Origin of the sequence: Kitasatospora sp. NPDC002551 (genome assembly GCF_040296005.1) — a bacterium.
Classification (GTDB): domain Bacteria; phylum Actinomycetota; class Actinomycetes; order Streptomycetales; family Streptomycetaceae; genus Kitasatospora.
Genome location: NZ_JBEOWI010000016.1, coordinates 1 through 24340, shown reverse-complemented (window position 1 = coordinate 24340; position 24340 = coordinate 1). Strand labels below are relative to the sequence as shown.

Here is a 24340-nt window from a genome sequence, read left to right as displayed (position 1 = left end):
ACCGCGCGCCGCCGGGGAGTCAGGACGCGTCCGTGCGCGCCGCCTCCAACTCGGCCACCTGCCGCTTGACCCGTTTGTTGGTACAGCCCGAGCCGTGGCCCGCCAGCATGTGCAACTGGTCTGTCCCGCCGGAGGCCAGCACCAGTTCCGGGACGTCGGACGAGTAGACCGTGCCCTCCAGGACGGCCACCCGCACCTCCCGGATGTCCGCCCACACGTAGGAGCGCGACCCGAGCAGGACCGCAACCCCGAGCAGTGGCGAACCGCTACTGCCGAGCGCCGAGCCAAGCTCCTCGCGGGCCGCGGCCAGTACCCGCTGCCGTTCCCGGTGCACCGACAGGCCAGTTGATCCACCTTCTCCGAGATCCCCGACAGCGCGGGTCATGGCAGGGGACGAAGGGGAAGACGAACTGCTGGATTCATCGGTGCCGGGATCGCTCTGTCGGCGTCAAGCAGTCCTGGATGCGGTCGGTCATCTTGCTGCCGCTGCTACGGCTTGCGACTCTGCTGTCCAGCAGGCTGGAGGCAGAGGGCGGCCCGTTCATCGTGGTTCCATGCGATGCGCTGTCGCACTGGTCGGGAACGGAGGGTGACTACGACCGGGCCTGGGAGGTGGTGGAACTGGTCGGTGTCCTCGCTCTCCCTGGTGACGCCGAGGCGCTCGTCCTCGGGGATGAACCGCTCTCCGCCGCCTACCTTCCCGAGCACCGAGTCCTCGTCCGCTGGTGCTACGCAGAAAGCGAGGAAGGCGTCGCTGACATTGTCCTGGCCGGACTTCCCACCGCCGAGTGGGAAGAAGGACCCGTACTGAAAACCACGGGCGAGCTCGTCATGTTCGACGCCGCCTACTTCGGCACCGAGGCCGGGACACGCACGGACAGCACTGTTCTCGAACTCGGCGCCGGCGGCTACCGAGTGGACTCGGCAAGCATCGAGCCCAACCGCCTCCCTTGTCCACGGGTTCGCCTGGCCCTCATCCTGCGCGAGCGCCCGGGTGGGGCGCACTACTCCCTGCCTGGTGGCCTGGTCGAGGACGAGGACGGCGAAGAGCCGGCCGACGCGCCGCGCCGGGAACTCCTTGAGGAACTCGGCCTTGACCTGGCTGTGCTGCCTGCCGCGCCGGTGCTGCGCTTCGTTTAGGGCCAGAGAGTGAGCGGCCGGGGGAGAGTACGCCGTTCCGCCGCCGACATCTGGTCTTCACCGCCCACCTGCCCGATGCCCCCTCTAACCGAGCAGGACGACCCGGCCGGGCGCCGGTGGTGTGGCTGCCGCTGGCCGACGCCACCGCCCTCCACCTCTACCCGGCCGTCGCAGACGCCTGTCGTGACAAGGCTGCGGCTACCAGGCAACTATTGACCGCTTCCGGTCATACGCGTTCGGCTGTCTTGTCTCTTCGCCCGAATACAGCGCGCAATGGTGTATGTGAAGACTTTTAAGAAAGTCGCGATTCTCTGTGTTCCCGCCGCGATGACGGCACTGTTGACCTCGACACCCGCCTCGGCTGCGTACGTCGGCCGGTATGTCACGGAGGCATCCCTGTCCAAGTCCGAGTGGCGGACGGCGATTTCCGAGTGTATGACGTCGTCCGACGGCTGGTTCAAGGTCCGCAAGACCGATGGCCCCGCCATCGACGTCCGGTTCATCGCCTGCGGGTCGAACCACGTGGTCAGCAGTATCGTCCGGGTGGCCGACCCCGACCCATCGTCCTCCGACGTCTACGTCCCGCCGGGGCAGCCCGTCTACCTCCAGGCGCTGGGACGCGGCAACAATCAGACGGACACCTGGGACGGCGTCGTCTCGTACTACAACTGAGCCACAGGCCGCAGACGGGGTCGGCTCCTCATCGGACTCTCGGCCCCGGCAGGGAGTCGGGTCCGGGCCGAGGCGCTCATTCAGATGTTGACCGCGGTCACCTCGGTGGCGGCCGAGGACGAAGTAAGCGCGGCGGTCGGTCGGGCAGAGCCTTCGGCATGACGAATCCCACCCGGCCCGGCCGCCGTCGCCGGAGTCCGGCCTCGCCCACCGCGCCCGAACCCGCCTCCCCGGTTCGCCCGGGCCCGTGGCCGGGCGATCGGCATGCTGGACGCACTGCCCGCCGCGCTGCCGGCTGGCCCAGCTGGGCGCCGGATCCCTCCTGGCCGCTGCCGACGCTGCCGCGCGGCGGCTGAGCGGGCGCCAGGCAACGTGCTGAAGGCCGGCCCACTCCTCGGCCACGAACCGCAGGCCAGCCACCGCCGCCCGCACCGGGGGCGGGCTATGCGGCCGCGGGCTGCGCTCTCCATGGGCTGCGCCGGCCCGCCGACGTGCTGGAGCCGGCTGCGGGCGGTGACCCGGCCCTCACCCGACAGAGCCGCCCAGAACCCGTCCGCCCATACCGGGTGGGCGGGCCTGCCGCTCGGCCTCCTCCAGACGCGCCGACTCCGCCAGCACGTCCTCGCAGAGCCCTTGCCGGACTGCCTCCAGATCACCGCTGAAGGCCGCCAGCGAGGCCAGGTGCGTCCGGCGCTCGGCCTGCACGGCCACCAGCGCCCGCTGAGCCGCATCCGGGAGGTGGAGGCGGCCTCCGAGTAGCCCTGGCACGCCCCCGCCCACCCTGGCGCCGACGTGACCGCCCGCGCCCATCCCTCCCGGTGGTGGCCACCACCATGCCACTGCTGCGCCGGCGCCGACTGCCCGATCTGGTGGCGTTTCGGTGGCCAGCGCTGGAACACCCTGGCCGAGGCGCTGGCCAATCCAGACGGCGACCAGCCCCCTTGACAGCACTTCGCCCCGCCGCACAGCGACGGGGCGAGGTAACCAGAGCCCGGACTTCACCAACAGCATCGCGTGGTGCCGGGGCCGGTGCTGTGAAGGCGCCGTTCCGCGCTGGCACGCCGGGGTGTGGGCGGTCGCGGGTGGGCGCGGCGGGCGTCCGGGCGAACGCGGAGTGGCGCGGCGGGGTGGGGGACCGCACATTGGTGCGCATGCTGACGAAGTGCCCGGTGGTCCGTCCGCTCCGGTGCGCGCGTGGGCGCCACCGCATGTCACGTTCCCCAGGAGAGGTGTCCGTCCGATGATCCCCGTCCACGACCCGGCCGCGGGCCGCACGCAGGTGGCCACCGGTGCGGCCTGCGCCGCCGCGCTGCTCCTCGCCCTCACCGCGCCGACGGCGTTCGCCGCCCAGGCGCCCCCTGGAGTCCCGGCGGCCAGGGGCGGGGGTGTCCGACCGGCTTGACCGGCCCGGCCGGTCCCCGGGCGGGCGGCAGCCAGGCGTACACCCAGCCGGGCCAGTACCTGTTCACCGCCCCGGAGGGGGGAGCGAGCTGACGGTCTACGCCCTGGGCCCCGGCGGCCTCGGCGGCCCGGGTTCCGGCGGCGGTGGAGGCGGGGCAGGCGGCGGCGGGGGCAGCGGCCCCGACGGGGGTCCCGGGTACGTCCTCGTCACCTGGTGACCCGCGACGGCCCCCGGGGCCATCGCCCAGCGAGCTGGTAGAGCAGCCGGCCTGTCAGAGCGGGTTGAGGCGGGCTTTGAGCAGGCAGAACTTGTTGCCCTCCGGGTCGGCTGGGAGGTGCGAGGACTCCTGCAGGTCTGGCCGATGTCAGCCGGGCGGGCGCTGAGCGCCATGAGGCGTTCGAGTTCGGCGTCCATGTCGCGGTCGGTGGCGTTGACGTCGATGTGCGGTCGGGACTTGCCCTTCCCCGGCTCGTCCCTGCGGCTGAGGATGATCGTCGGGCTGCACATCACCGACGACGCGGCCGGCTACAAGCTGCTGCTGGACCTGCTCGCCGAGTACGGCGACACTGAGGAGGGCCCCGATCCCGGTCGCGATCGAGACCTCCCGCGGCCTGCTGGTCGCGGTCCTGCGGACCGGGGGCCGGGTCCTGGCCGAGATCGGCGCGACCGCGCACGCTTCGCTGACGCACGCGGCCTCAAGACCTACGCCGGCGCCTCCCCGGTGACCCGGGCCTCCGGCAGGAAGTCCGGCATCACCCGCCGCTGGGCGAAGAACGACCGCCTCAACCATGTCGGCTACCTCGGGGCGTTCTCCACCATCACCGCCTCACCCGGCGAAGGCGCACTACCGGCGGCGACGTGACGATCACGGCGGCTGGCATGCCGCCGGCAGCGCAACCTCTTCAACCGCGGCCAGCTCCACCATTGCCTCAAGAACCGTTGCCTGTTCGACGAACTGTCCGCGCACCACCGCGCCGACCATGCCCTTCTTCACGCAGCTCTCCACCGCCCCGGCCCGCGGCAGAGCCACCGTAGGGCGGTGGACGGCATGAGCTGACCATGGTGGTGGGGTGGGGATGGGGTGGGCCCCCGCCGCGGTGGTGTGGCGGGGGCCCGGTGGTTGGGTGCGGGCGGGTGGGGTCAGGGGGTGGGGTTGAGGGTCCAGCGTTGGTTGGCGCCGGTGTGGCAGTCCCAGATGCCCAGGCGGGTGCCGTTGGTGGTGTTCCAGCCGGGCAGTTCGAGGCAGCGGTTGGAGTGGGGGTTGTAGAGGCTGTTGTCGGCGCGGCGCAGCCATTTCTGGCCGCCCTTGAGGTTGTCGCAGTCGGTGAGGATGACGGGGGTGCCGTTGGCGGTGCCTTCGTCGCGGACGGTGACGCACTTGTTCTGGATGATGAGGGCGTGGTTGTCGGTGTTGAACTTGAACTGCTGGTTGGGGCCGTTCCAGCAGTTCCAGACGCCGATCTCGGTTCCGGCACCGAGGTTGTCGAGGCATTTGCCGCCGTCGAGAGCGCTGCTCACGGAGATGATGGTGTCGTTGATGGCGAGGTTGCTGACCTGGGGGTCGGTGAGGGCATAGGGATAGGCGCGCACGTCGCTGATGGCGCCGCGGAAACCGCCGTCGTCGGGGTAGTAGACGTTGGTGACGGCGCCGATGGTGAGGGGGCCGCCGCTGTACCAGGGGTGGGGGTTCTTGGCGGCGCCGACGGCGCGTCCGTTGACGTAGAGCGTCATGGTGGCGGTCTCGGCGTTGTAGGTGCCCACCAGGTGGGTCCACTGGCCGGCCTGGGGGCGGGCGAGGGTGGAGTCGGCGGCGGTGTAGTAGGTGGTGGTGTTGCGCCAGTCCTCGTGGGGGGCGATGAAGGCCCAGGTGCCGGTGGCGGCGGAGTGCTGGAGGTAGAAGGGGCTGCGGTCGTTGCCCCTGATCGAGAGCACGGTGCCGTAGCTGTCGGCCTGGTCGAGTCTGACCCAGGCGGCGACGCTGTAGCTGCGGCGGGTGTCGATGCCGGGGGCCTGGGAGCTCTGGTAATAGCTGCCGCCGTCGAGGAGGGTCGCGTGGTCGGCGGTGGCGTTGCGGTCGGCGGTGAAGGCGGGGTTGCCGCTGCGGGTCAGGGGGTTGGTGGCGTTGCTGTCGGTCACCGGGGTGCCGGGGTCGGGGCGGAGGGTGTTGGGGCGGTCGAGGGTGTACCAGTCCGGGGTCACGCGGGTGTTGGCGATCTTCTCGGGGCCGGCGTCCCACGCCATGCCGGGGTTGGTGGCGTTTCCGGTGCGGTGGCCCCACCAGATCTGGAGGTCGCCGGTGTCCTTGTTGAGGCCCCACAGGCCGGGCGCACCGATGCCCAGGAGGTCGCCGTCGGAGCCGAGGACGGGCCAGGTGTCGACGGGGACACTGCCGATGGTGGTGGTGCCGGCGATGCCGGTCAGGGTCGGGACGACGAGGGGGGTGCCGTTCTCGTCGAGGACGGGGTCGCCGAAGTCGGGGTCGACGACGTCGAGGGTGCCGGGGGTGAAGGTGTAGGCGGTCAGGTCACCCGAGGTGGCGGAGGCGTTGCGCGGGCGCAGGTCGCGGGCCCACAGGCCCGGGCGGTTCTGGCCGGCCCAGTCGCCGGGGGTGATGAGCTCCATGTCCTTCCAGCCGCCGGAGGCGAGGCGCACGGGCTGGCCGAGGTGGTTGGTCATGGTGGCGGGAAAGAACCACAGGGAGGCGTCGCTGCCGTCGCTGTTGGCTTCCACGGTCACGAGACCGGTCTTGTTCTTGAACTCGAGCTTGATGTCGAGATCGGTGTGGGCGGGGTCGCCGAGGGCGGCGACGCGCAGGGTACGTGACCAGGTGTCGGCGTAGCCGGTGCAGTAGGCGGAGTCGTTGGGCGGTGTGACGCAGGCCGGTCGACCGAGAGGGACCTTGCTGTTGTAACGGCCGATGGAGCGGCTGTTGCCGGGGTTGCCGTAGACGTAGAGGTTGGGGTCGTCCTTGACGTGGACGAACAGGTCGTCGACGTGTTTGCCGCCGGTGAGGGCGCCGCGGTGGCTGTACTGGACGGCACTGGTGGCCCAGGTCTGCCGGTTGGGGGTGTCGGAGGGCAGGGCGGCGAGGGCTGCGGTGGGGCTCTTGGCGACGGTGTTGCCGGGGATGCTGTAGGTGCGCAGGTTGCCGGCCTGGTCGGCGGTCAGGATGTCGGCGGCGCCGTCACCGGTGACGTCGCCGAAGACCGGCTGGGGGCCGTCGGGGTTCCAGGGGACGTAGAAGGCGTACTGGGCGACGGGGGAGATGTTGCCCGCGTTGTCGGCGACCTGGATGTAGAGGATGTTGGTGCCCCAGGCGGTGGGGTAGATGGGCAGGCCTCCGTTCGGCATGGCGCTGCCGCACTGCCAGGTCGCCCCTTCGAACTGGGGGTCCAGGCTCCAGCGGGCGCAGACGACGCCGGAGGTCTGGCCGCCCGAGGGGTTGGGGTCGAGGGGGGAGTAGGGGACGTACCCCCACTGGTGGGTGCGCAGCTTGGTGCTCTGCCCGTTGCCCGAGGGCGGGAACTGGGTGGCGAGCGCGTCGTCGGACAACTGCTCGTAGAGGGAGGGGACCTGCACGGTGGGCGGGGTCAGGTCGATGCCGAAGTGGCAGGTGGGGGTGGAGCCCGACGGGCCGACCAGCTGGTCGCTGGCCATGATGCTGTAGCCGTAGACGTGGCCGTCCTTCAGGACGCCGGCGGGGACCGGGAAGGCCGCGAAGGAACCGCTGGCAACGAGACTGCTGTATCCGGAGGCGACGTCGGGGACGCCGGGGACCATGTAGTCCCAGATGTGGCTCCAGGAGTACAGCTGCTGCTGGACGGAGCTGCTGACCCTGGCGTTGAGGGAGACCCCGCTCAGGTTGATGCCCGCGCCGAGCCAGCCCCAGCCGTTGCCGTCACAGCCGTGGATCAGCCGGTCGGGCGAGGTGGTCCTCGGAACGGGGTAGGCGTACGGATCGGTGGGGGTGTTGGGAGTGCGGTCGTACTCGACGACGACGGTCGGCCGGTAGTCGAGGCGCTTGAAGGCGAGCTTGTCGCTCTCGTTGCCCTCGACGGTGAAGGTCAGGTTGTTGTTGGAGCCCGCGTAGGAGCGGTAGACGGAGGTCACGTCGAACTTGAAGTCGATGCCGTTGGGACAGCCCGGGTTGCCGGACCCGCCGACCCAGGCGGTGTCCCCGACCTGCCCGCCGTAGTGCTGGGGGGAGTTGTTCCACGTCGTGCCGTAACCGATCGGCCGGTCCACGAGGAACAGGTTGAGCGGGAACTTCCTGTTGCAGTCGAACAGGGAGGACTTGGCCTGCCACATCGTCATGATGGCGGAGTTGATGATGGCGCCGCCGAAGCCGCTGGTGTCGATTTGGAAGAAGGAACGCTCGATCCCGGTCTTGGCCTTGTAGTCCTGCAGCCCGACACCAGGTCGGTTGTACGGTTCCTGGACGGTGACGGTCTTCAGGTAGTTGTTCGTGTCATCGTAGGCGGACTGGGTCCAGGTCCAGCCGTGGCCGGTGCGGTCGTCGTAGATCCAGCCCGGGTCGATGAACCACGGCCCCTCGCCGTGGGCGAGGAGGTCCTGGTCGGGGCTGAGGGTGATGCCGGCGGCGCCGGCGCTGGTGGGCATGACCGACACCCGGGCGCTGCTGCCCGGCCCGTCGACGGTGCTGGTGGCCGGGCCCTCCAGGTCGCCGGCTGCGGAGGCCGTCTCGGTGGCCGGCGCGGTGGCGGAGGCGGTACCGCCCGTCAGCGCAGCCGGGGAGCCCGGGGTGTCCTGGGCGCCTTGGAGGGTCGGGGCCGGGGGAGCGGTGGTGCTGTCCCACATCCGCGGAGCGGGGGCGTGCCAGCGCACGGTACCGTCCTCAGCGGCGGCCGTGAGGCTGAAGTCGGCGTTCGACGTCACGCTCACACCCGTGGTGCTCACCGGGAAGGTGACCGACTGCAGTGCCGGGTTCGCGGCGGCCTCGGGGGTCTTCACGACGAGGACGGTGCTGAGGCCGCCGAACTTGGTGGCGGTGGCCTTCAGATCGATGCCGGGGGCGACCTCGGGGTAGAGCAGGCCGTCCCCGTCCTCGTCCACGTGCCCCTGGGTCAGCGGAAAGGGCGAGTGGAGGGTGAGCTGCTTCCCGTCGTCGCTGATGAGGGTCGCCAGCGCCCCGGAGCCGCCGGCCGACAGACGGACGCCGGCACCAGAGGCCTTCGGACGGAACCCGCCCTGCGGGTCGGCCACCAGAGTGGCGTCGAGCTGCGCCCACTCGCCGTTCTGCTTGACCCGCTGCCGCTCCACGTGCTGCGTCTTGCGCAGATGGCCCTCGGGGGTGGCGACGGTCTCGCTGTAGTCGTCGGTCAGTGATTCGACCGGCACCGCCACGCCGGTGGCCTTGGCCTGGGCGATCGCCTTCTCGGTCTCCGTCGCGGGCGGACGGGTCTTCACGTGCTCGGCGTCGGCCTCGGCCATCACCTCGGCCAGGCTCTTGGTACCGGGCTGGGATTCGGCCAGCGCGAAAGGCGCCGGAAGACCGGCGCACAGGACGAGTCCGAGGCCGAGCGCGGGCAGGCGCAGGGCCGCGGCCCGCGTTCGGCGCCGGGCGGGGCGTGGGCGGGGGGACGTGGGCATGGCGAAGCCTTCCCGACGAGGAGAGTGGGTGCGGACGCGGCCGGCTGGCGCTGCGCGCAGGACAGACGCAACCTCCCGTGACCCATGACGGCGCGTCAATGGTTCGTCCACGGCGGCGAACTGATTTGACACCAGTTGGCGCGATTCGCTCACGGAGTGATTTAAATCACGTCATACGGTTCTTTGTTGACTCCTCGACTTGGGATGTAAACGACCCATAAGGTCGGCTGGCCTTGATCGACTCGCCGTGTCCCCGGGGCGCGGTCACCAACGGAGGGTGACGGTGCTCTCTCACCGTGCTCACTCGGCCCGCACCCGGGCCGCCAAGCTGCGACGCTCACGGACCGCCCTGCTCGCCACCCTGACGGTCATCGCCTCACTCGTGGTGCCCGCCGGGGGAGTGGCCTTCGCCCAGGCCCCGGACTACCACCGTGTCTGGTCACCCCCGAACACGCCGCTGCCCGGCACCGCCTCGGTCACCGGCAAAGACGCCCCGGCCCCCGCCGCGCCCGCCGCGAAGGCCGCCCCGGCCAAACCCGCGGACAACAGCGGCCGCACCGCACCCGCCGGCACGGCGACGGTCGCCCTCGCACCGGCCCCCGCCACCGAAGCGGCCACCGCGCGCTCCGACGGCCTCGGCACCACAGCGCGGGAAGCGGCCGCGGCGCCCGCCACCCAGGCCGGCGACCTCCCGGTGTGGGTGGCCTCCATAGCCGACGGCGCCACGACCCCCACGCCGCGCTCGGGCGCCGCGAGGACCCAGGACACGAACCCGAAGGTCAACGTCACGGTCGCCGACGCCGCCACCACCAAGGCCGCCGGCGTCAGCGGCGCGCTCCTCGCCCTCTCCCTCGCCGACCAGCACCCCGCGACCGGCGCACGCGTGAGCCTCGACCCCGCCCAGCTCGCCCCCGCCTACGGCGGCGACTGGGCGAGCCGCGCGACCCTGGTCGCCATGCCCGCCTGCGCGCTCACCAGCCCGGGCGACCAGCAGTGCCGCACCCGCACCCCCGTGCCCTCGCGCTACGACCCGCAGAGCGCCAGGATCGTCGCCGACATCGACCTGCCCGCCGCCCAGCCCTCGGCCTCGCCGCTCGCCAAGGCCCCGACCGCCCCCGCGCAGGGCTCCGCCACCACGGCGCCGGCGACCGTCCTCGCCCTGCAGGGAGCCGCCGGCGGCGAAGCCGGCACCTACAGCGCCACCAGCCTGAACCCCAGCCAGGGCTGGTCCGCCGGCGGATCCTCCGGCTCGTTCACTTACAGCTACCCCGTCCAGATGCCCCCGAGCCTGGGCGGCGGCGTCCCGCAGATCGGCCTGTCCTACGACTCCGCGTCCGTCGACGGCAAGACCTCCGCGACCAACTCCCAGGCGTCCTGGATCGGCGAGGGCTGGGACCTCGGCTCGGGCTTCGTGGAGCGCTCCTACCAGCCCTGCCCGAAGGCCGGCATCGACAACTCCGCCGACCAGTGCTGGGCCGGGGCCAACCTGACCATGTCCCTCGCCGGCCACTCGGGCCAGCTCGTCCCCGACGACGGCTCCTGCGACACGGCCGACCCGCGCAACGAACTGTCCAAGTGCACCTGGCGCCTGCAGTCCGACGACGGCACCACGGTCCAGTTCCTCACCGGCGCCGACAACGGCACCTGGAACGGCTCCTACCTCAAGGTCACCGACACCGGCGGCACCGTCTACTACTTCGGCCTCAACCACCTCCCCTCCGCCCAGGGCACCCCCACCAGCACCGGCCCCGAGACCCGCTCCGCCTTCACCGTCCCGGTCTTCTCCCCCAAGCCCGGCGACCCCTGCTACGACCCCGCCAAGGGCAACGCCTCCTGGTGCCAAGCCGCCTGGCGCTGGAACCTCGACCACATCGTCGACCCCCACGGCAACCTCACCACCTTCACCTACGCCCCCGAGACCAACCACTACGCTCGCGGGGCGGGCCAGAACCACGGCACCGGCACGAACACCCCCTACACCCGCGCCGGCACCCTTAAGTCCATCGCCTACGGCCAGCTCCTGTCCGACCAGCTGAGCGCCAACGGCAACCACCCCAGCGCCTCCCAGGTCGTCTTCGACACCGCCGAGCGCTGCCTCGCCGGAGGCTGCCAGCCCGACCAGCGCATCCCAGCCAACGCCGGCAACTGGCCCGACGTCCCCCTCGATCAGCAGTGCTCGGCCACCGACCCCTGCGCCAACGCCGGCCCCAGCTTCTGGACCACCCGCTGGCTCACCACCATCACCACCAAGGTCCGCGTCAACGGCGAGTACCGCCCCGTCGACACCTACCAGCTGACACACACCCTCGAAAAGACCTACGACACCAGCACCAACCCCAGCAGCCCCTCCGCCATCGAACCCCGCATCCCCTGGCTCGTCTCCATCCAGCGCACCGGCCACAGCACAGGCCAGAGCGACGTCACCCTGGAACCGGTCACCTTCTCCGCCCTCCCCCTGCGCAACCGCGTCGACGGAACCACCCCCGCACGCTCGGAGTTCCACCGCCCCCGCATCTCCGCCATCACCACGGAGACCGGCGGCGCCATCCGCGTCGAGTACATCGGCCAGTCCTGCTCCCGCACCAGCAACGTCATGCCGGCCTCACCGGAGAACAACACCCTGGCCTGCTACAACGTCAAGTGGAACGAGCCCAACACCCACGCCCTCGTCGACGACTGGTTCCTGCGCTACCCCGTCAGGACCGTCACCGTCGACCCGCGCGACTTCATCCGGGGATCGCTGGGCCAGACCACCACCTACACCTACGGCCCCGCCGCCTGGCACCGCAACGACGCCGAAGGCATCGACACCGACTACCGCACCTGGGACCAGTTCCGCGGATTCGCCTCCGTCACCTCCGTCACCGGCGCGCCCAACCTGCCGCAGGAACCGCAGACCAAGACCGCCACCTACTACCACCAGGGCATGCAGGACGACGCACCAGGCGCCGCCACCCGCACCGTCCAGGGCCCCACCAGCGGCCCGGTCACCGACCACGACTGGCTCGCCGGCCAGGTCCTCGAATCCGACACCTACGCCGACGCCAACGCCACCACCCCCACCGCCAGCAGCGTCAACACCAGCACCAACCCCACAGGCGACGACGGCGGACCCAGGATCACCGCCACCCACAGCCGCGGCCCCGCCCTGCCTGCCCTCAAGGCCCGCTACGCCGCGCCCCAGCAGAGCACCGTCACCGCCAGGGCCAAGAAGGCCGACGGAAGCTGGCGCACCACCACGGACACCACCTTCACCGACACGGCCCTGCCCTACCTCCCCGGCAAGGTCCTCCAGCAGGCCGACGGCACCCCCGACGCGTGCGTGCGCACCACCTACGCCACCAGCCCCGGCTCCCCGATCACCAACGCCGTCGCCGAGACCTACACCATCTCCGGCCCCGACGCCTGCAACGCCACCCCCACGGCCGCGAACACCGTCTCCGCCGGCCGCACGCTCTACGACAACCAGCCTCACAAAACCGTCGGCGCCACCGCGTCCGCCACCAGCCTCCAGGTGCTGGAGAAGTACGACGCCGCCGGCACCCCCCAGTGGACCACCACCGGCACCAGCGCCTACGACGCCTACGGCCGCCCCACCACCGTCACCGACCCCACCACCACCGACACCACCCACCCCAACGGCGCCGCCACCACCACCCTCTACACCCCCGCCGCGCCGGGCGAACTGCCCAACAAGAACACCGTCATCGCCCCCGCCCCGGCCGGCACCCCCGAAGCGGCCACCGGCTGGACCTCCACCGTCACCCTCGACCCCACCCGCTCCCTGCCGCTGACCACCACCGACGCCAACGGCCGCACCGTCACCCAGACCTACGACGCCCTCGGCCGCCTGACGGCCGTCTGGCAGGCCGGACGCACCACCACGGAGCCCGCCGACTACAAGTTCACCTACCAGCTGCGCAACAACGGCCCCTCCTCCATCACCACGCAGACGCTGCGGGCCAACAAGACCTACCAGCAGTCCATCCAGATCCTGGACGCCCTGGCCCGCGTCGTGCAGACGCAGAGCGACCCGGCGATCTCCGCCTACGCGGGCCGCCTGGTCACCGACACCTTCTACGACACCCACGGCCGCCCGGCAGCCACCAACAACACGTACTACAACAGCCTCAACCCGCCGAGCACCACACGCTTCGAGCCCGACAGCTCCAAGGTCCCCAGCCAGTCCCGCAACGTCTACGACGGCATGGGCCGCGTGATCGCCGGCCAGTCCCTGGCCTACGGCGTCCTGCAGACCACCACCGCCACCTCCTACCCCGGCGCCGACCGCGTCGACGTCACCCCGCCCCCGGGCGGCCGGGCCACCACCACCGTCAGCGACTCACGCGGCCGCACCCTGCAGCTGTGGCAGTACCGCACGCCCGCACCCACCGGCAACCCCGCCGACGCGGACGTCACCTCCTACGCCTACTCCCAGCTCGGCACCGAGACCTCCCGCACCGACGCCGCCGGCAACACCTGGACCTACGCCTACGACCAGCGCGGGCGCCGCACCACCACCAGCGACCCCGACGCCGGCACCAGCACCAGCACCTACGACACCGCCGGACGCGTGGCCACCACCACCGACGCCCGCGGCAAGAAGATCGTCTCCACCTACGACCTGCTCGGCCGCCGCACCGGCACCTACCAGGACACCACCGACCCCGCCAACCGCCTCACCGGCAACACCTACGACACCGTCGCCAAGGGCAAACCCGCCACCTCCACCCGCTACGTCGGCGGCCAGAACGGCACGGCCTACACCACCGCGATCACCGCGATGGACACCGCCTACCGGCCCACCAAGACCACCATCACCATCCCCGGCAGCGACGTCGGCAAGACCGGCCCCCTCACCTTCACCTACCAGGCCCTCTACAACCCCATCACCGGCGCACCCACCAAGCAGTCCCTGCCCGCCGTCGGCGACCTCTTCACCGAGACGGTCACCTACAACTACGAGGAATACGGCCTCCTGCACGACATCGGCGGACTCGGCGGCATCGCCTACGACGTCCAGTCCGACTACGACGCCTACGGCCGCACCATCCGCTCCACGATGAACCCGTACGGCACCCAGATCGTCACCACCAACACCTACGACGAACCCACCGGCCGCCAGATCAACCAGTTCGTCGACAAGCAGACCGCCACCACCGGAACCGTTCAGCACACCACCTACGCCTACAACCAGGTCGGCCGCATCACGGCCATCCGCACCATCCCCAACAACACCCCCGCCGCCACCGACCTGCAGTGCTTCACCTACGACCACCTCGGACGCCTCACCACCGCCTGGAGCGACACCGGCCGCCTCAACCAGGACCCCAACCCCGCCGTCGGCGGCCAGGGCCGCTGCGCCAACACCACCCCCACCAGCGGCGCCCAGGCCCCGGCCCAGACCACGGTGGGCGGCTCCGCCCCCTACTGGCAGAGCTACCAGTACGACCTGACCGGCAACCGCACCGGCATGGTCGCCCACAACCCCGGCGGCGACACCTCCCAGGACGTCACCACCACCCAGACCTTCCCGGCCCCCGGAACCCGCAACACCCCCACCACCGCGCCCGGCACCGGAGGCGGCACCGGAGGCCCGCACGCCCTGCTCACCTCCACCAACCGCGTCGGCACCAACACCCCGACCACCAGCAGCACCCAGTACGACGCCGCCGGCCACACCACCGCCGTCACCGACACCGCCGGCACCACCACCCTCACCTGGAACGGTGAGGACCGCCTCGAATCCCTTACCAGCACCAGCGCCGGCACCACCACCTACGTCTACGACGCCGACGGCAACCAACTGGTACGCCGCAACCCCGGCAAGACCACCATCAACCTCGCCAACGGCGACGAACTCGTCTACAACACCGTCACCCAGACCCTCACCGCCTCCCGCTACTACGCCATCCCCGGCGGCATCACCCTGGTCCGCCAGGGCGGCAACGAACTCACCTACCAGTTCGCCGACCACCACGGCAGCAACACCCTGGCCATCAACGCCAGAACCCTGACCGAGAGCCGCCGCCCCACCGACCCCTTCGGCAACCCCCGCGGCACCCAGCCCTCCATCTGGGCCGGCGACCACGGCTTCGTCAACGGCACCAAGGACGACGTCACCGGCCTCACCAACCTCGGCGCACGCCAGTACCAGCCCACCACCGGCCGCTTCCTCAGCCTCGACCCCGTCCTCGACGCCGGCGACCCCCAACAGTGGAACGGCTACGCCTACTCCGAGAACGACCCGGTCAACAAGTCCGACCCCAGCGGCCTGCGCTCCGAGGAATGCGGCACCCTCTACGCCTGCGGCCCCGCCGGCACCATCACCATGAACAACGCGGCGCAGACCACCGCGAACAACGTTCCCAAGGAAGCTCTTGACCGACTGCACCAAAGCGCTCCCGGCTACGCGCCCGCCATCACCAGCGGTGGCGGTGGCGGTGGCGGAGGCGGGGGAACTGGCGGTAGCGGGGGCGGTGGTGCTCCCGCCCCGGTGAACACGAGCGCCAAGAAGGCCTCGGACGCCAAGACGAAGGTCATGGACGCCGGCAAGAAGCTCGCCAAGATCGTTGCCGATGAACTGGGCATCACCGACGCCATCGACTGCGTCACCACCGGAGACCTCGGTTCCTGCGGCGAAACCGCCCTCAACGTCGTGACCAGCATGTTCAGCGGCGGCCCCCTCACCAAGCTCCTCGCCAAGTACGCCTTCCGCTGGAACAAGGCCTACGAACTCGCCAAGACCCTCAAGACCCTCGCCGGCGAACTCTTCGACGGCCTCAAGACCTGGCGCCGCGAATCCAAGGCCGCCAAGGAAGCCGAAGACGCCGCAGCCGCCGCTTGCCCGCTCCCCATACGCGCACCCCACAGCTTCCCACCGGCCACACCCGTCCTCCTCGCCGACGGCAGCACCAAACCCATCGGCGACATCACCGCCGGCGACCAGGTCCTGGCCACCGACCCCCAGACCAACACCACCTCCGCCGAAACCGTCCTCAACACCATCGTCACGCCCGACGACACCCTCTTCACCGACCTCACCCTCACCTCCACCACCGCTACTTCCAGCACGCTCACCTCCACCCAGCACCACCCCTACTGGGACACCACCACCTCCCGCTGGACCCCCGCCGCCGACCTCCAGCCCGGCCACACCCTCCGCAGCGACGACGGCACCACCATCACCGTCCAGTCCGTCCGCAACTACGACCTCCCCCCGACCGAAGCCCACGACCTCACCGTCGCCAACCTCCACACGTACTATGTGCTCGCAGGGACCACGCCGGTCCTGGTCCACAATTGCGGCGATGGCGTGGTCGCCAACAGCAAGCCCGATGACCTTCCATTTGAGCAAATGGCGGCTGATTTTGAAGGCGTATCCGCGATGGCAGCCGGGTCTCCCGAGTTCTCGAATGCGGTTGCTGGCGGGGGAAGGTACCTGTGGACTGTCGGGGAGCATGGAAACCTAAATATCGTTCAAGACCTCCCGGGTGTGCATCACACCATCGCCAGTGGTGGGACGCCAGTTGTTGGCGCGGGGCAGATCACATTCGGAAGTGGCGGTAGGGTTACATCATTCGATAACTTCACGGGCCACTACACGCCTCCGTGTGCACAGTGTGCCGCATCGTTCATCAGTAGAGGCGTTGATGCTTTCGCTGGTGCGGGGGCAAGGGTCCCTCTGGCAGTGATTCGAGACTACGGCGGGAAGGCTCCGTAAGTGGAAATAGAGAACATCCTTTACGAGATTCGCGAAATTCCAGTTCCTGATATTTCGCGCTGGATCCTTGATCGGCTTCCCGGTGAGGCATCTCCGCAATGGTGGCGGGCCGTCTTCGAGTCACTGGAGACCAGCGTAAGCCCTGCAAGGGGCGCGGATCCGCGTCAAGTCAGGCGTGACTTCGAGATTGGAGTGGAAGTCGTGAGCTTGGCCGTATCCACCGGGAGTGTCGGGCCTGCTGTGGGTGCGTACTGGATGCTGCGACTCGCGGCCATTGCGCTTCGCTTCAACCCGCCGCTCGGAGGGCTTCCTGCCCTTCTTTCGCCGGATGGGGCCGCGTCGTGGGCGCTAAGCCGAATGCCGCTTTCGCGTGATCAGGTGATCGAGGAATCGGAATCCAGGAAAGCAGCCTACTTGGCGGCGGGTGATGACTTCTATGCGCCTGTCGGGCAAGATTTCTCAGTGAATCATGAAGCACGTACCGGATTCCCTGAATTGCAAGATGTTGAGCTGGTTTTGTCCGCTCTTCCGTGGATCTCATCTGCGGTGAAAAGCGCGGACGTGAAGCAATCCATCGATGCCTGGATGAATATTAGAGACCTTCTATGAGTGTGAGTGGGTGGGGTGGTGTCAGCGGGTTGGTCAGCAGCGCCTGAAATTAGAAGGGAGGGCTGCTGATCTCGACTTTCGTTTGGGGACGTCACAGGTCCTGGCTGTCATGGGGTGACCATCTCGCTGTCATGACGCGCTGATTCGGCGTAGCACACCAGGACTGTGGCTGACATGAGGACGCTCGTTCCTGTGCGACCGGCCCCGGTGGGGGAGTGGGCTGGTACTCATGACCGTTGCGCCTTTGCCCGTGTCGTCCGATCCGAGCTCCAGGGCTGCTGCGGCGTCCAGGCCGCAGGACCCGCTGGTGTCTCGTTCGGGGGAGCGGGCGCTCACCCGCCAGGTGGTGGTCCGGCGTCTGCTTGCGGTGGATGAGGTCGGGCAGTTGTCGTCGGTGCATGTGCGGATCGCGGCCGAGACGGCCGGGGTGTCGGTACGGACGGTGTGGCGGTGGCTGGCCGAGGCCCGGGAAACGGGCCGGGTGGAGATGGCTCCGCGCCGCAAGGGGTTTACGGTCTCGGACGAACTGTGGGACCGGCTATCCGAGCTGGGCGGCAACGTCGCCGCGCTGCACCGGGAACTGACCGCACAGGCGGGGAACGGCCCAAGGCCGGTGCCATCGCTGGGGACGCTGCACCGGGCGGTGCGCCGGGAACAGCGGGCCGGTCGTGTTCTGCAGGGCGTGCGCCATGGGCGTGGTCGGGTGGAGTCGGCGGTGTACGACCGCGCGCTCGCGGAGCTGGCGCTGCCAGGCACGGTCGATGAGGCCGGCCAGGCCCCGCCCGCCACCGAACCCGTGCAGGCGGTTGTGCCCGATGGTTCCGCGGGGGTCGTGCCGCTGGGAGTGCGGTTGTACGTTCCCGGCGCCCACGTCGTCGCGACGAGCCAGCTGGGCGAGGTGACGGAAGCACTCGCACACACGGTCGCCGCGCGGGGGATCGCCTGCGTCTACGGGGATGCGGGGCAGGGCAAGACGGTCGCGATCCATCAGGCTCTGGCTCTGCTGCCGCGCCGTGTGCCGGCTCGCCAGGCGCAGGTGGCGGTGAAGCCGGCTCTGCCGCAGCTGCGTGCCGCGCTGCTGACCGCGTTCGGCCTGCCGGCGACCGCGCTGACGAACCGCACGGATGCGGCCGACCGCGCGCTCATCGACGCCTTCAGCTCCCCGGGGGTGGTGCTGATCGACGACGTGCAGCGCATCGCCGCCCCGGAGCTGGACTACCTGCGGCTGCTCGCGGACGCTCCCGCCACGCAGACCTCGCTGGTGCTGTGCGGGGCCGGGGCCGAGCGCACGCTGGCCCGGGCCCCGGCGCTGGCTTCGCGGGTGCTGACCTGGCAGCACGTCCCGCGCCTGGAGGCATCCCAGGTTCCCGCCGTGCTGCGTCTGTTCCATCCGCTGTGGCACACCGCGGCCGACGCCGACCTCCTGTACGCGGACGAGACCTGTGCGCGGGGGAACTTTCGGACCTGGGCGAAGATCACCTCTCATGCCTACGCGGCGCTGGACCAGCGCCCGGGTACCGGGGCCGATGGCGCGCTGTTGTCCAGGGCGTGCTCCCGGCTCGGCCCCAACCCATGACCCCCGCCACCCTGGTCGCCACCGCGCTGCCGTGCCGACCGCCACGCTGTGGAAAGGACACCGGTGAACACCCCCGCCCCTGACGCCACCACCACCGTCGCGGCGCCTGCGCCGACCGGGGCCGAGCCCGTCCTGGACCCGGTGTCGTTGAAGGCCTTGCGTGTTCCCGCGGTGCGCCGTCTGCTCGCTCTGCGTGCCGAGGGCCGACTCACCCGCGGGCACGTCCACACCACGGCGCAGTGCCTGGCGGTCTCCGACCGGACGGTGTGGCGGTGGCTGGCCGACGCCACGACCGCACCCGCCAGCGCGGACGATCCCGGGGCGCGCCGCATCGATCGGTTCGAGATCACTCCTGAGGTCCGGGTGCTGCTGGCCTACTGGCGCGGCAACGCCTCCGCGGTCCACCGCGAGCTTGTCGCCCGCGCCCACTCGGCCACCAGGGCCGACACTCCGGCCGCCGGAGCCGGTACCACCACCAGTGACGCCACCACGCCGTCATTCCCGCCTCGGTCGGCCGGCCCGGCGATCCCCGGCGGCGCGCCGCCGACGGCCGTTCCGGTGCTGGAGCGGGTTCCGTCGCTGGCGACGTTCCTGCGCGCGGTGCGCCGCGATCTGACGGCGGGGGAGCGGGCCGGGTACCGCCGTGGCCCGGAGGCGGCCCGCGCGCTGGACGTGTTCGGCAAACGCCCCCGCACCTGGCGCAACCACGTTTGGGAGGGCGACCACGTCCAGGCCCCGCTGCGCGTCGTCGCCGACGGGCAGCTGGTGCGGCCGTACGTCACCTGGTTCATCGACTGCGCGACGAAAGCGATCACCGGGGTGGCGGTGACCCCGGGCTGCCCGTCGCGCGCGTCGATCCTGGCGGCGCTGCGCTGTGCGGTGCTGCGCACCGGGGCGTACGGGCCTGTCGGGGGCCGGCCGGAGACGGTGCGGATCGACCGCGGCAAGGACTTCCTCTCCCGCACCGTCACCGCGGCCTTCGACGCGTTCGGAACGACCGTGGACGACCTGCCGGCCTACAGCCCCCATCTGAAGGGCAGCATCGAGCACCTGAACCGCAGCGCGGCCAGGATGCTGTTCGCCGCCCTGCCCGGCTACCGCACCAAGCAGCCCCGCCGCCGCCCCGACCGCCTCCCCACCGCACCCGCCCTGTCGTTCGAGGACTTCACCGCCGAAGTCCTGGCCTACGTCACCTGGTGGAACACCGAACACCACCCACAGGGCCTGAACGGCCACACCCCGCTCCAGGCGTGGCAGACGGACCCGACACCGATCACCGACATCCCGCCCACGGACCTGTGGTCCTTCACGCTCGAAGACGACGGCCGACCCCGCGTCATCACCAGCCACGGGGTCCGCTTCAAGAACCGCGACTACCTCGCCGACTGGATGACCGGCCAGGCCGGCCGCGCAGTCCAGGTCCGGTTCATGCCCCACCACACCCACGAGATCGAAATCTGCGACCCCGCCGGTCACCGCCTGGGCACCGCCCACCTCGCCGACCACGCCACCCCCGAACAACTCGGCGCGCTGCGCCGCGCCCGCACCCGGCGCGCCCAGCGCCTGCGGGCCGAAGCCAAGACGGCCGAGCACCTGCGCCACCAGCGCTTCGCCCCCGCCACCACCCCGACCGCACCGCGCCGCCTGCATGCCGCCACCGCCGCCGAGGCGGCACGGGAGCTGTCCCGCCACCACGAGAGTGACCTCGCCGCGCTGGCGCTGCCGGACCTGATCCCACCCGCCCCGCCACCCGCCGACTGGCCCACCCCGGCCACCGTGAGAACCGCCGCCCGGCCCGCCCCGCCCACCGACCGCGAGGACACCCCGTGACCCGCCGCCTGCCGCCCGCACCCACTGACCAGTACGTCACCCTTCCCCAGGCCCGCCTCGTGGCCACCCGCGCGCTGCTCACCGTGCGCGAGAACCTCGCCGACACCATCGCCGCCCGCGCCATGATGTGCATCCACGGTGGCGCCGGCTTCGGCAAGACCGTCGCGGTGACCAGCTGCCTGCGCGAACTCGAACCCGGCGAAGAGATCCACCGCATCACCTTCCACGCCCGCCCCACCACCCGCGCCGTGCGCCACGAGCTGTTCACCAGCCTCGGCCTACCAGGCCAGCCCCCGCGCTACGCCAGCGAGTTCGACCACCTCCTCAAGACCGCGCTCTCCTCCCACCCTCGCACCCTCGTCCTGGACGAGGCCCAATGGCTCTCCAGCGACCAGCTGGAGTACGTCCGCTACCTCTGGGACGACGCCTACACCCAGCTCGCCGTCGTCTTCGTGGGCGGAGAAGGCTGCTACCAGACCCTGCGCAAGGAACCGATGCTCTCCTCCAGGATCTTCATCTGGCAGCGCCTCGCCCGCCTCACCTCCGACGAGGTCCTGGGCGTCATCCCGCTCTACCACCCCATCTGGGCCGAAGCCGACCCCGGCGACATCGCCTTCGCCGACCAGCACGCGGCCCACGGCAACTTCCGCAACTGGGCTCGCCTGACCGCTCACACCCACACAGCCCTCCAGCGCACCGGCCGCACCCGCGTCGACCAGGAAGTACTCCGGTGGGCCTTCAGCCGCCTCGGCCCGACAGGCTGAGCCGCCGTCGCCGGGCGTCGGGCCGTGCCGTTGTTCATCCTTGACCTACGGCCCGACCTGCCGCCGTCCCGTCTACTGTGGCGCCTTGCCCGGTCGCTGCCGCTTCGCCGCTGGAAGCGGCCCGGGGGTCGAACGCCGTGCTGCGCCCGTGCTGGACGTGCCGGGGCTCGATCGGCGGGAAGGAGGGCTCGAAGCTGGAGCTGACCGAGAAGGCCGGCCCGGATCGGCTTGAGTGTCCCGAGTGCTTGCAGGACCGCGCCGTCGAGGACTTGGGCCCGCTGGTGCTGCCCGTCCCGACCAAGCGCGAGCAGATGGCCGCACTGGTCTCCACCCCGGATGACCCCTGGTGGGAAGACCGCGTGCTGCACGCCAAGCTCTACCCGGCGAAGGGCCGCAGGGTGTGACCTGTTGGCCGGTTTGGGCGTGAAATGGCCTCGCACGGTGAGTTGTCTGGACCTTTGGTTGGACCTGTTGGGGTGTCTGGTTGGCGCCGTCCACTCGCTCGGGGTGGTGACTGTGTGTGGGGTTGGGGGTCGGGTCGGCGCGCTGAGGGGTCGGTCCGGTGTTGTGGGCTTGTTTTGGGGTGTTAATTCCGCCAGTAATTCCGTTCGGCTGTTTTGGCGGATTGGCTGCCGATTGTGGTCTGAATTCGGGTCGGAATTGCGGTGGCGGGGTGGGTGTTCGGTTTCGTCCGGGGTGGAGCTGCCGGGCCTCCGTGCCGTCCGGGCCCTGGCTGTTCCTGGCGACGCCGTGCTGTCGGCTCTGGGTGTGGTCGGCCCCAGTGGTTCGGGGCCGACCACGGTCGGGGTGTTGGGGTCTATGGCTGTTCGATGGTGATCTGGGTGGGGGCGGACCTGCTGGTGTTGCCGGCCTGGTCCTGGATCGTGTAGCGGAGGTAGAAGGTCCCGTCACCGGCGGCCTGGATGGTGCTCAGGGGGATGGTGATGTTGATCGGCTCCCCGTCCTGTGCGTCTGTCACCTGGTGCTGGACGGGGGCGCTGCGGCCGTTCCAGAACAGCTGGATTTGGTCGCCGGCCTCCATGTTGGGGTAAGGGGCGATGGTGACGGTCACGTCCTGGCCGTCGATGGGGGTCAGGATGACTCCGTCGGCTTCTTCGACGACGGGGGTCGGCAGGGTCGGGTCGGTGTCGCTCATGGGCTGCTCCTCTGGTGTGTCGGGTGGGGCATTCTGATCGTCCTTGCTGATGGTGTGTCAGGTGGTGTGAATCGCCGAAGTGCTCCCCGGGGGTGGGTGGGGGTTGTCGCGGGTGCTGTCGCGTTGCCTGTCGCGTGGGGTGCTGTCGTGTGTTGTGACGTGGGCGGATACCGCTGTTCCCCTGTGTGTGGTCCGGGCGCGACAGGTGGGTGGGACAGGGTGTCGGGGCGGGGCCGCGGCTGCTGCTGGGTGGTGGCCGCTTCCGGGTGCCGACGACCGCCAGGTGCTGGCGGTCCTGGCCGCCGTCCGGGGCGCGCTGTCCGGGGCGGCGGGGCACGGCCGGGACGGCGGCCGCCCGGGAAGGCCGGCCTTGTCGGCGGCCTGGTCCTGGTGGTGGTGCTCGGTGGCTGGGTGCTCGGCGGCGGGGGCGGGTGGGGGTGCAACGCGGTGTTGCGGTGGGGTGCAACGCGGGGCTGTGTTGCGGGTCTGACCAGGTGTTATGTGGCTGGGAGTGGGGGCGGGTGGGTGTGTTGCACTTCGTGTTGCGCCGGGCTGGGCCGGTTGGCCGGCCTCGGCGGCCCGCGCCCGGCTGCCCGCGTCGCCCGGTGCCGCGCCCCGCCGTCCTGCTGCTGGGCCTGGTCGCCGTCCTGGTCGGCCGCCAGGCCGTCCCGCTGCGCCCGACGTGGCCGTCCTGCCCGCCGTGCCCGCGCCCGCCCTGGTGGAGTCCCCGCCCGCCGCCGGGTCGGCCTGCTGCTGCGCCCTGGCCGCCCGTCCTGGCCCCTGGGTTGCTCGGCCGTCTCGGGGCCCGCCCTGGCCGCCGTCCTGGCTCGGTGTTCGGTTTGGTGTCGCTGCTCCGGGAATTGCTCCGTTGACGCCGGACGGGATTTCCTGGGCGGTCTGGAATGGCGGTCGCCGTGTCGGTGGCGAGGGCCGTAGGCCCCTTTCCGGTGTGCCTGAATTCGATTCATCGCCGCTGCGCCCCGCGAGGCTTTCCGATTGCCGCCTGAAAGGGAGTGGAAGGTAATTCAGATTCCCGCCGGAAGTGCGGCCGGATAGGGCCTGGATGGGCGGTTGCCGCGAGGTTGCCTGTTCATGTCCCGCGCCCGTCCCGAGCCCGTCCGGGGGTCGGTATGACAGGGTTGTACGGAAGTCGGGGAAACGCCACCGGATTCGCTTCGGATTCCCTCCGGGAGTCTGCGGTCGGGGGCCCGTCAGGGACCGCCGTCCAGGGCGCCCGTGAGGGCCCGCCACTGGGGCTGGGAAGGCCGAGCCGGACCGGGTGGCCCGGAGGTTGCTCCCGAGGGCCGCAGGCCCCGCCCCAGGGGCACCGGATGGGCCGCCAGCCCAGCAACCAGGCGGCGGACCGGCCACCGGCCGGGACCGGGGGAGGCCCCCCGGGGGTGGGGTTGTGACTGATACCGGAAGTCCGCGACACATCGTCAACGCCGAGGGCCGCAGGCCCCGGCCGGCACCCCGCCCGCCCGGAGGGATGGCCTACTACCCGAATTCCGCGTCACATCGTCAACGCTCACCCCCGGGCGCAGCCCGGGAAACCCTGCCAGCAAACCGGCCCGTAGGGCCGTGAAAACACCGGCCCAGCAAAGACCGGAAAGCAGAACGATTGACGGGCCGTAGGCCCGGGAGAAAGCCACCGGAAAGGCTGAGCGCAGCGACGCCCAACCCCCACCCACAAAAACCCGCACACACCCACGAATTCGCCACCGGCGAATTCCCCCAACCCCGCACCCACCTGCCGAGGCGTAGCCGAGGTCACACCACGCACGGTGACGGCGTAGCCGGCACCCCCGCACCTGGCGGTGCGTCAGCACCGCCGCTCCCGCGCCAGCGGGAGCTCAAG

Annotated in this window: 13 protein-coding genes and 2 pseudogenes; 10 read left to right on the top strand and 5 right to left on the bottom strand. The window is 70.7% G+C overall.

The window, feature by feature from the left end; translation table 11 throughout:
* Positions 1–19: 19 nt before the first annotated feature.
* On the bottom strand, positions 20–334 hold the full coding sequence (locus ABT093_RS16315) for a hypothetical protein (protein ID WP_350564689.1): 315 nt from the start codon (positions 332–334) through the stop codon (positions 20–22).
* 128 nt (positions 335–462) lie between these two features.
* Between ABT093_RS16315 and ABT093_RS16310 the strand changes: the two genes are divergently transcribed.
* Complete coding sequence (locus tag ABT093_RS16310) at positions 463–1140, top strand: Imm21 family immunity protein (RefSeq protein ID WP_350564687.1); 678 nt, start codon at positions 463–465, stop codon at positions 1138–1140.
* 435 nt (positions 1141–1575) lie between these two features.
* Positions 1576–1812 carry a hypothetical protein gene (locus tag ABT093_RS16305; RefSeq protein WP_350564686.1) on the top strand — a complete coding sequence of 79 codons (237 nt, stop codon included), beginning with the start codon at positions 1576–1578 and terminating at the stop codon, positions 1810–1812.
* A 525-nt stretch (positions 1813–2337) separates the two neighbouring features.
* Here the strand turns inward: ABT093_RS16305 and ABT093_RS16300 are convergent.
* On the bottom strand, positions 2338–2580 hold the full coding sequence (locus ABT093_RS16300) for a hypothetical protein (protein WP_350564684.1): 243 nt from the start codon (positions 2578–2580) through the stop codon (positions 2338–2340).
* 472 nt (positions 2581–3052) lie between these two features.
* Here ABT093_RS16300 and ABT093_RS16295 point away from each other — a divergent pair, with 472 nt between their 5' ends.
* Entirely contained in the window at positions 3053–3214 is a 162-nt protein-coding gene (locus ABT093_RS16295) for a hypothetical protein (RefSeq protein WP_350564682.1), read from the top strand.
* A 271-nt stretch (positions 3215–3485) separates the two neighbouring features.
* Here ABT093_RS16295 and ABT093_RS16290 read toward each other — a convergent pair.
* Positions 3486–3712 (bottom strand): annotated as a pseudogene (locus ABT093_RS16290) (VOC family protein); the annotation flags it as partial.
* Between the two features lie 137 nt (positions 3713–3849).
* Here ABT093_RS16290 and ABT093_RS40970 point away from each other — a divergent pair.
* Positions 3850–4271, top strand: a pseudogene (locus ABT093_RS40970) (transposase); the annotation flags it as partial.
* An 83-nt stretch (positions 4272–4354) separates the two neighbouring features.
* Here ABT093_RS40970 and ABT093_RS16275 read toward each other — a convergent pair.
* The gene (locus tag ABT093_RS16275; RefSeq protein WP_350564678.1) at positions 4355–8824 is read right to left on the bottom strand and encodes a LamG-like jellyroll fold domain-containing protein; all 4470 of its coding nucleotides are present in this window, start codon (positions 8822–8824) and stop codon (positions 4355–4357) included.
* 283 nt (positions 8825–9107) lie between these two features.
* Between ABT093_RS16275 and ABT093_RS16270 the strand changes: the two genes are divergently transcribed.
* The 6 genes from ABT093_RS16270 to ABT093_RS16245 all read left to right on the top strand — a co-directional run bounded on the left by ABT093_RS16270 (position 9108) and on the right by ABT093_RS16245 (position 21730).
* Complete coding sequence (locus tag ABT093_RS16270) at positions 9108–16547, top strand: polymorphic toxin-type HINT domain-containing protein (protein ID WP_350564676.1); 7440 nt, start codon at positions 9108–9110, stop codon at positions 16545–16547.
* Positions 16548–17156, top strand: a complete 609-nt coding sequence (locus tag ABT093_RS16265) for a hypothetical protein (RefSeq protein ID WP_350564674.1) — start codon at positions 16548–16550, stop codon at positions 17154–17156. It begins immediately after the preceding gene.
* 229 nt (positions 17157–17385) lie between these two features.
* Positions 17386–18732: an AAA family ATPase gene (locus tag ABT093_RS16260; protein WP_350564672.1), complete on the top strand. Its 1347-nt coding sequence runs from the start codon at positions 17386–17388 to the stop codon at positions 18730–18732.
* 63 nt (positions 18733–18795) lie between these two features.
* The gene (locus ABT093_RS16255; RefSeq protein WP_350564670.1) at positions 18796–20562 is read left to right on the top strand and encodes a TnsB C-terminal domain-containing protein; all 1767 of its coding nucleotides are present in this window, start codon (positions 18796–18798) and stop codon (positions 20560–20562) included.
* Positions 20559–21326, top strand: a complete 768-nt coding sequence (locus ABT093_RS16250; RefSeq protein WP_350564668.1) for an AAA family ATPase — start codon at positions 20559–20561, stop codon at positions 21324–21326. Before ABT093_RS16255 ends, ABT093_RS16250 begins: the two co-directional genes overlap by 4 nt.
* 137 nt (positions 21327–21463) lie before the next feature.
* Positions 21464–21730, top strand: a complete 267-nt coding sequence (locus ABT093_RS16245) for a hypothetical protein (protein WP_350564666.1) — start codon at positions 21464–21466, stop codon at positions 21728–21730.
* A 413-nt stretch (positions 21731–22143) separates the two neighbouring features.
* Here ABT093_RS16245 and ABT093_RS16240 read toward each other — a convergent pair whose 3' ends face one another.
* The gene (locus ABT093_RS16240; RefSeq protein WP_350564664.1) at positions 22144–22482 is read right to left on the bottom strand and encodes a hypothetical protein; all 339 of its coding nucleotides are present in this window, start codon (positions 22480–22482) and stop codon (positions 22144–22146) included.
* Positions 22483–24340 lie beyond the last annotated feature (1858 nt).

Coding starts and splice junctions, on each gene's coding strand:
- ABT093_RS16275 (WP_350564678.1), bottom strand. CDS start 8,824: ATGCCCACGTCCCCCCGCCCACGCCCCGCCCGGCGCCGAACGCGGGCC.
- ABT093_RS16295 (WP_350564682.1), top strand. CDS start 3,053: ATGATCCCCGTCCACGACCCGGCCGCGGGCCGCACGCAGGTGGCCACC.
- ABT093_RS16305 (WP_350564686.1), top strand. CDS start 1,576: ATGACGTCGTCCGACGGCTGGTTCAAGGTCCGCAAGACCGATGGCCCC.
- ABT093_RS16260 (WP_350564672.1), top strand. CDS start 17,386: ATGACCGTTGCGCCTTTGCCCGTGTCGTCCGATCCGAGCTCCAGGGCT.
- ABT093_RS16310 (WP_350564687.1), top strand. CDS start 463: ATGCGGTCGGTCATCTTGCTGCCGCTGCTACGGCTTGCGACTCTGCTG.
- ABT093_RS16240 (WP_350564664.1), bottom strand. CDS start 22,482: ATGAGCGACACCGACCCGACCCTGCCGACCCCCGTCGTCGAAGAAGCC.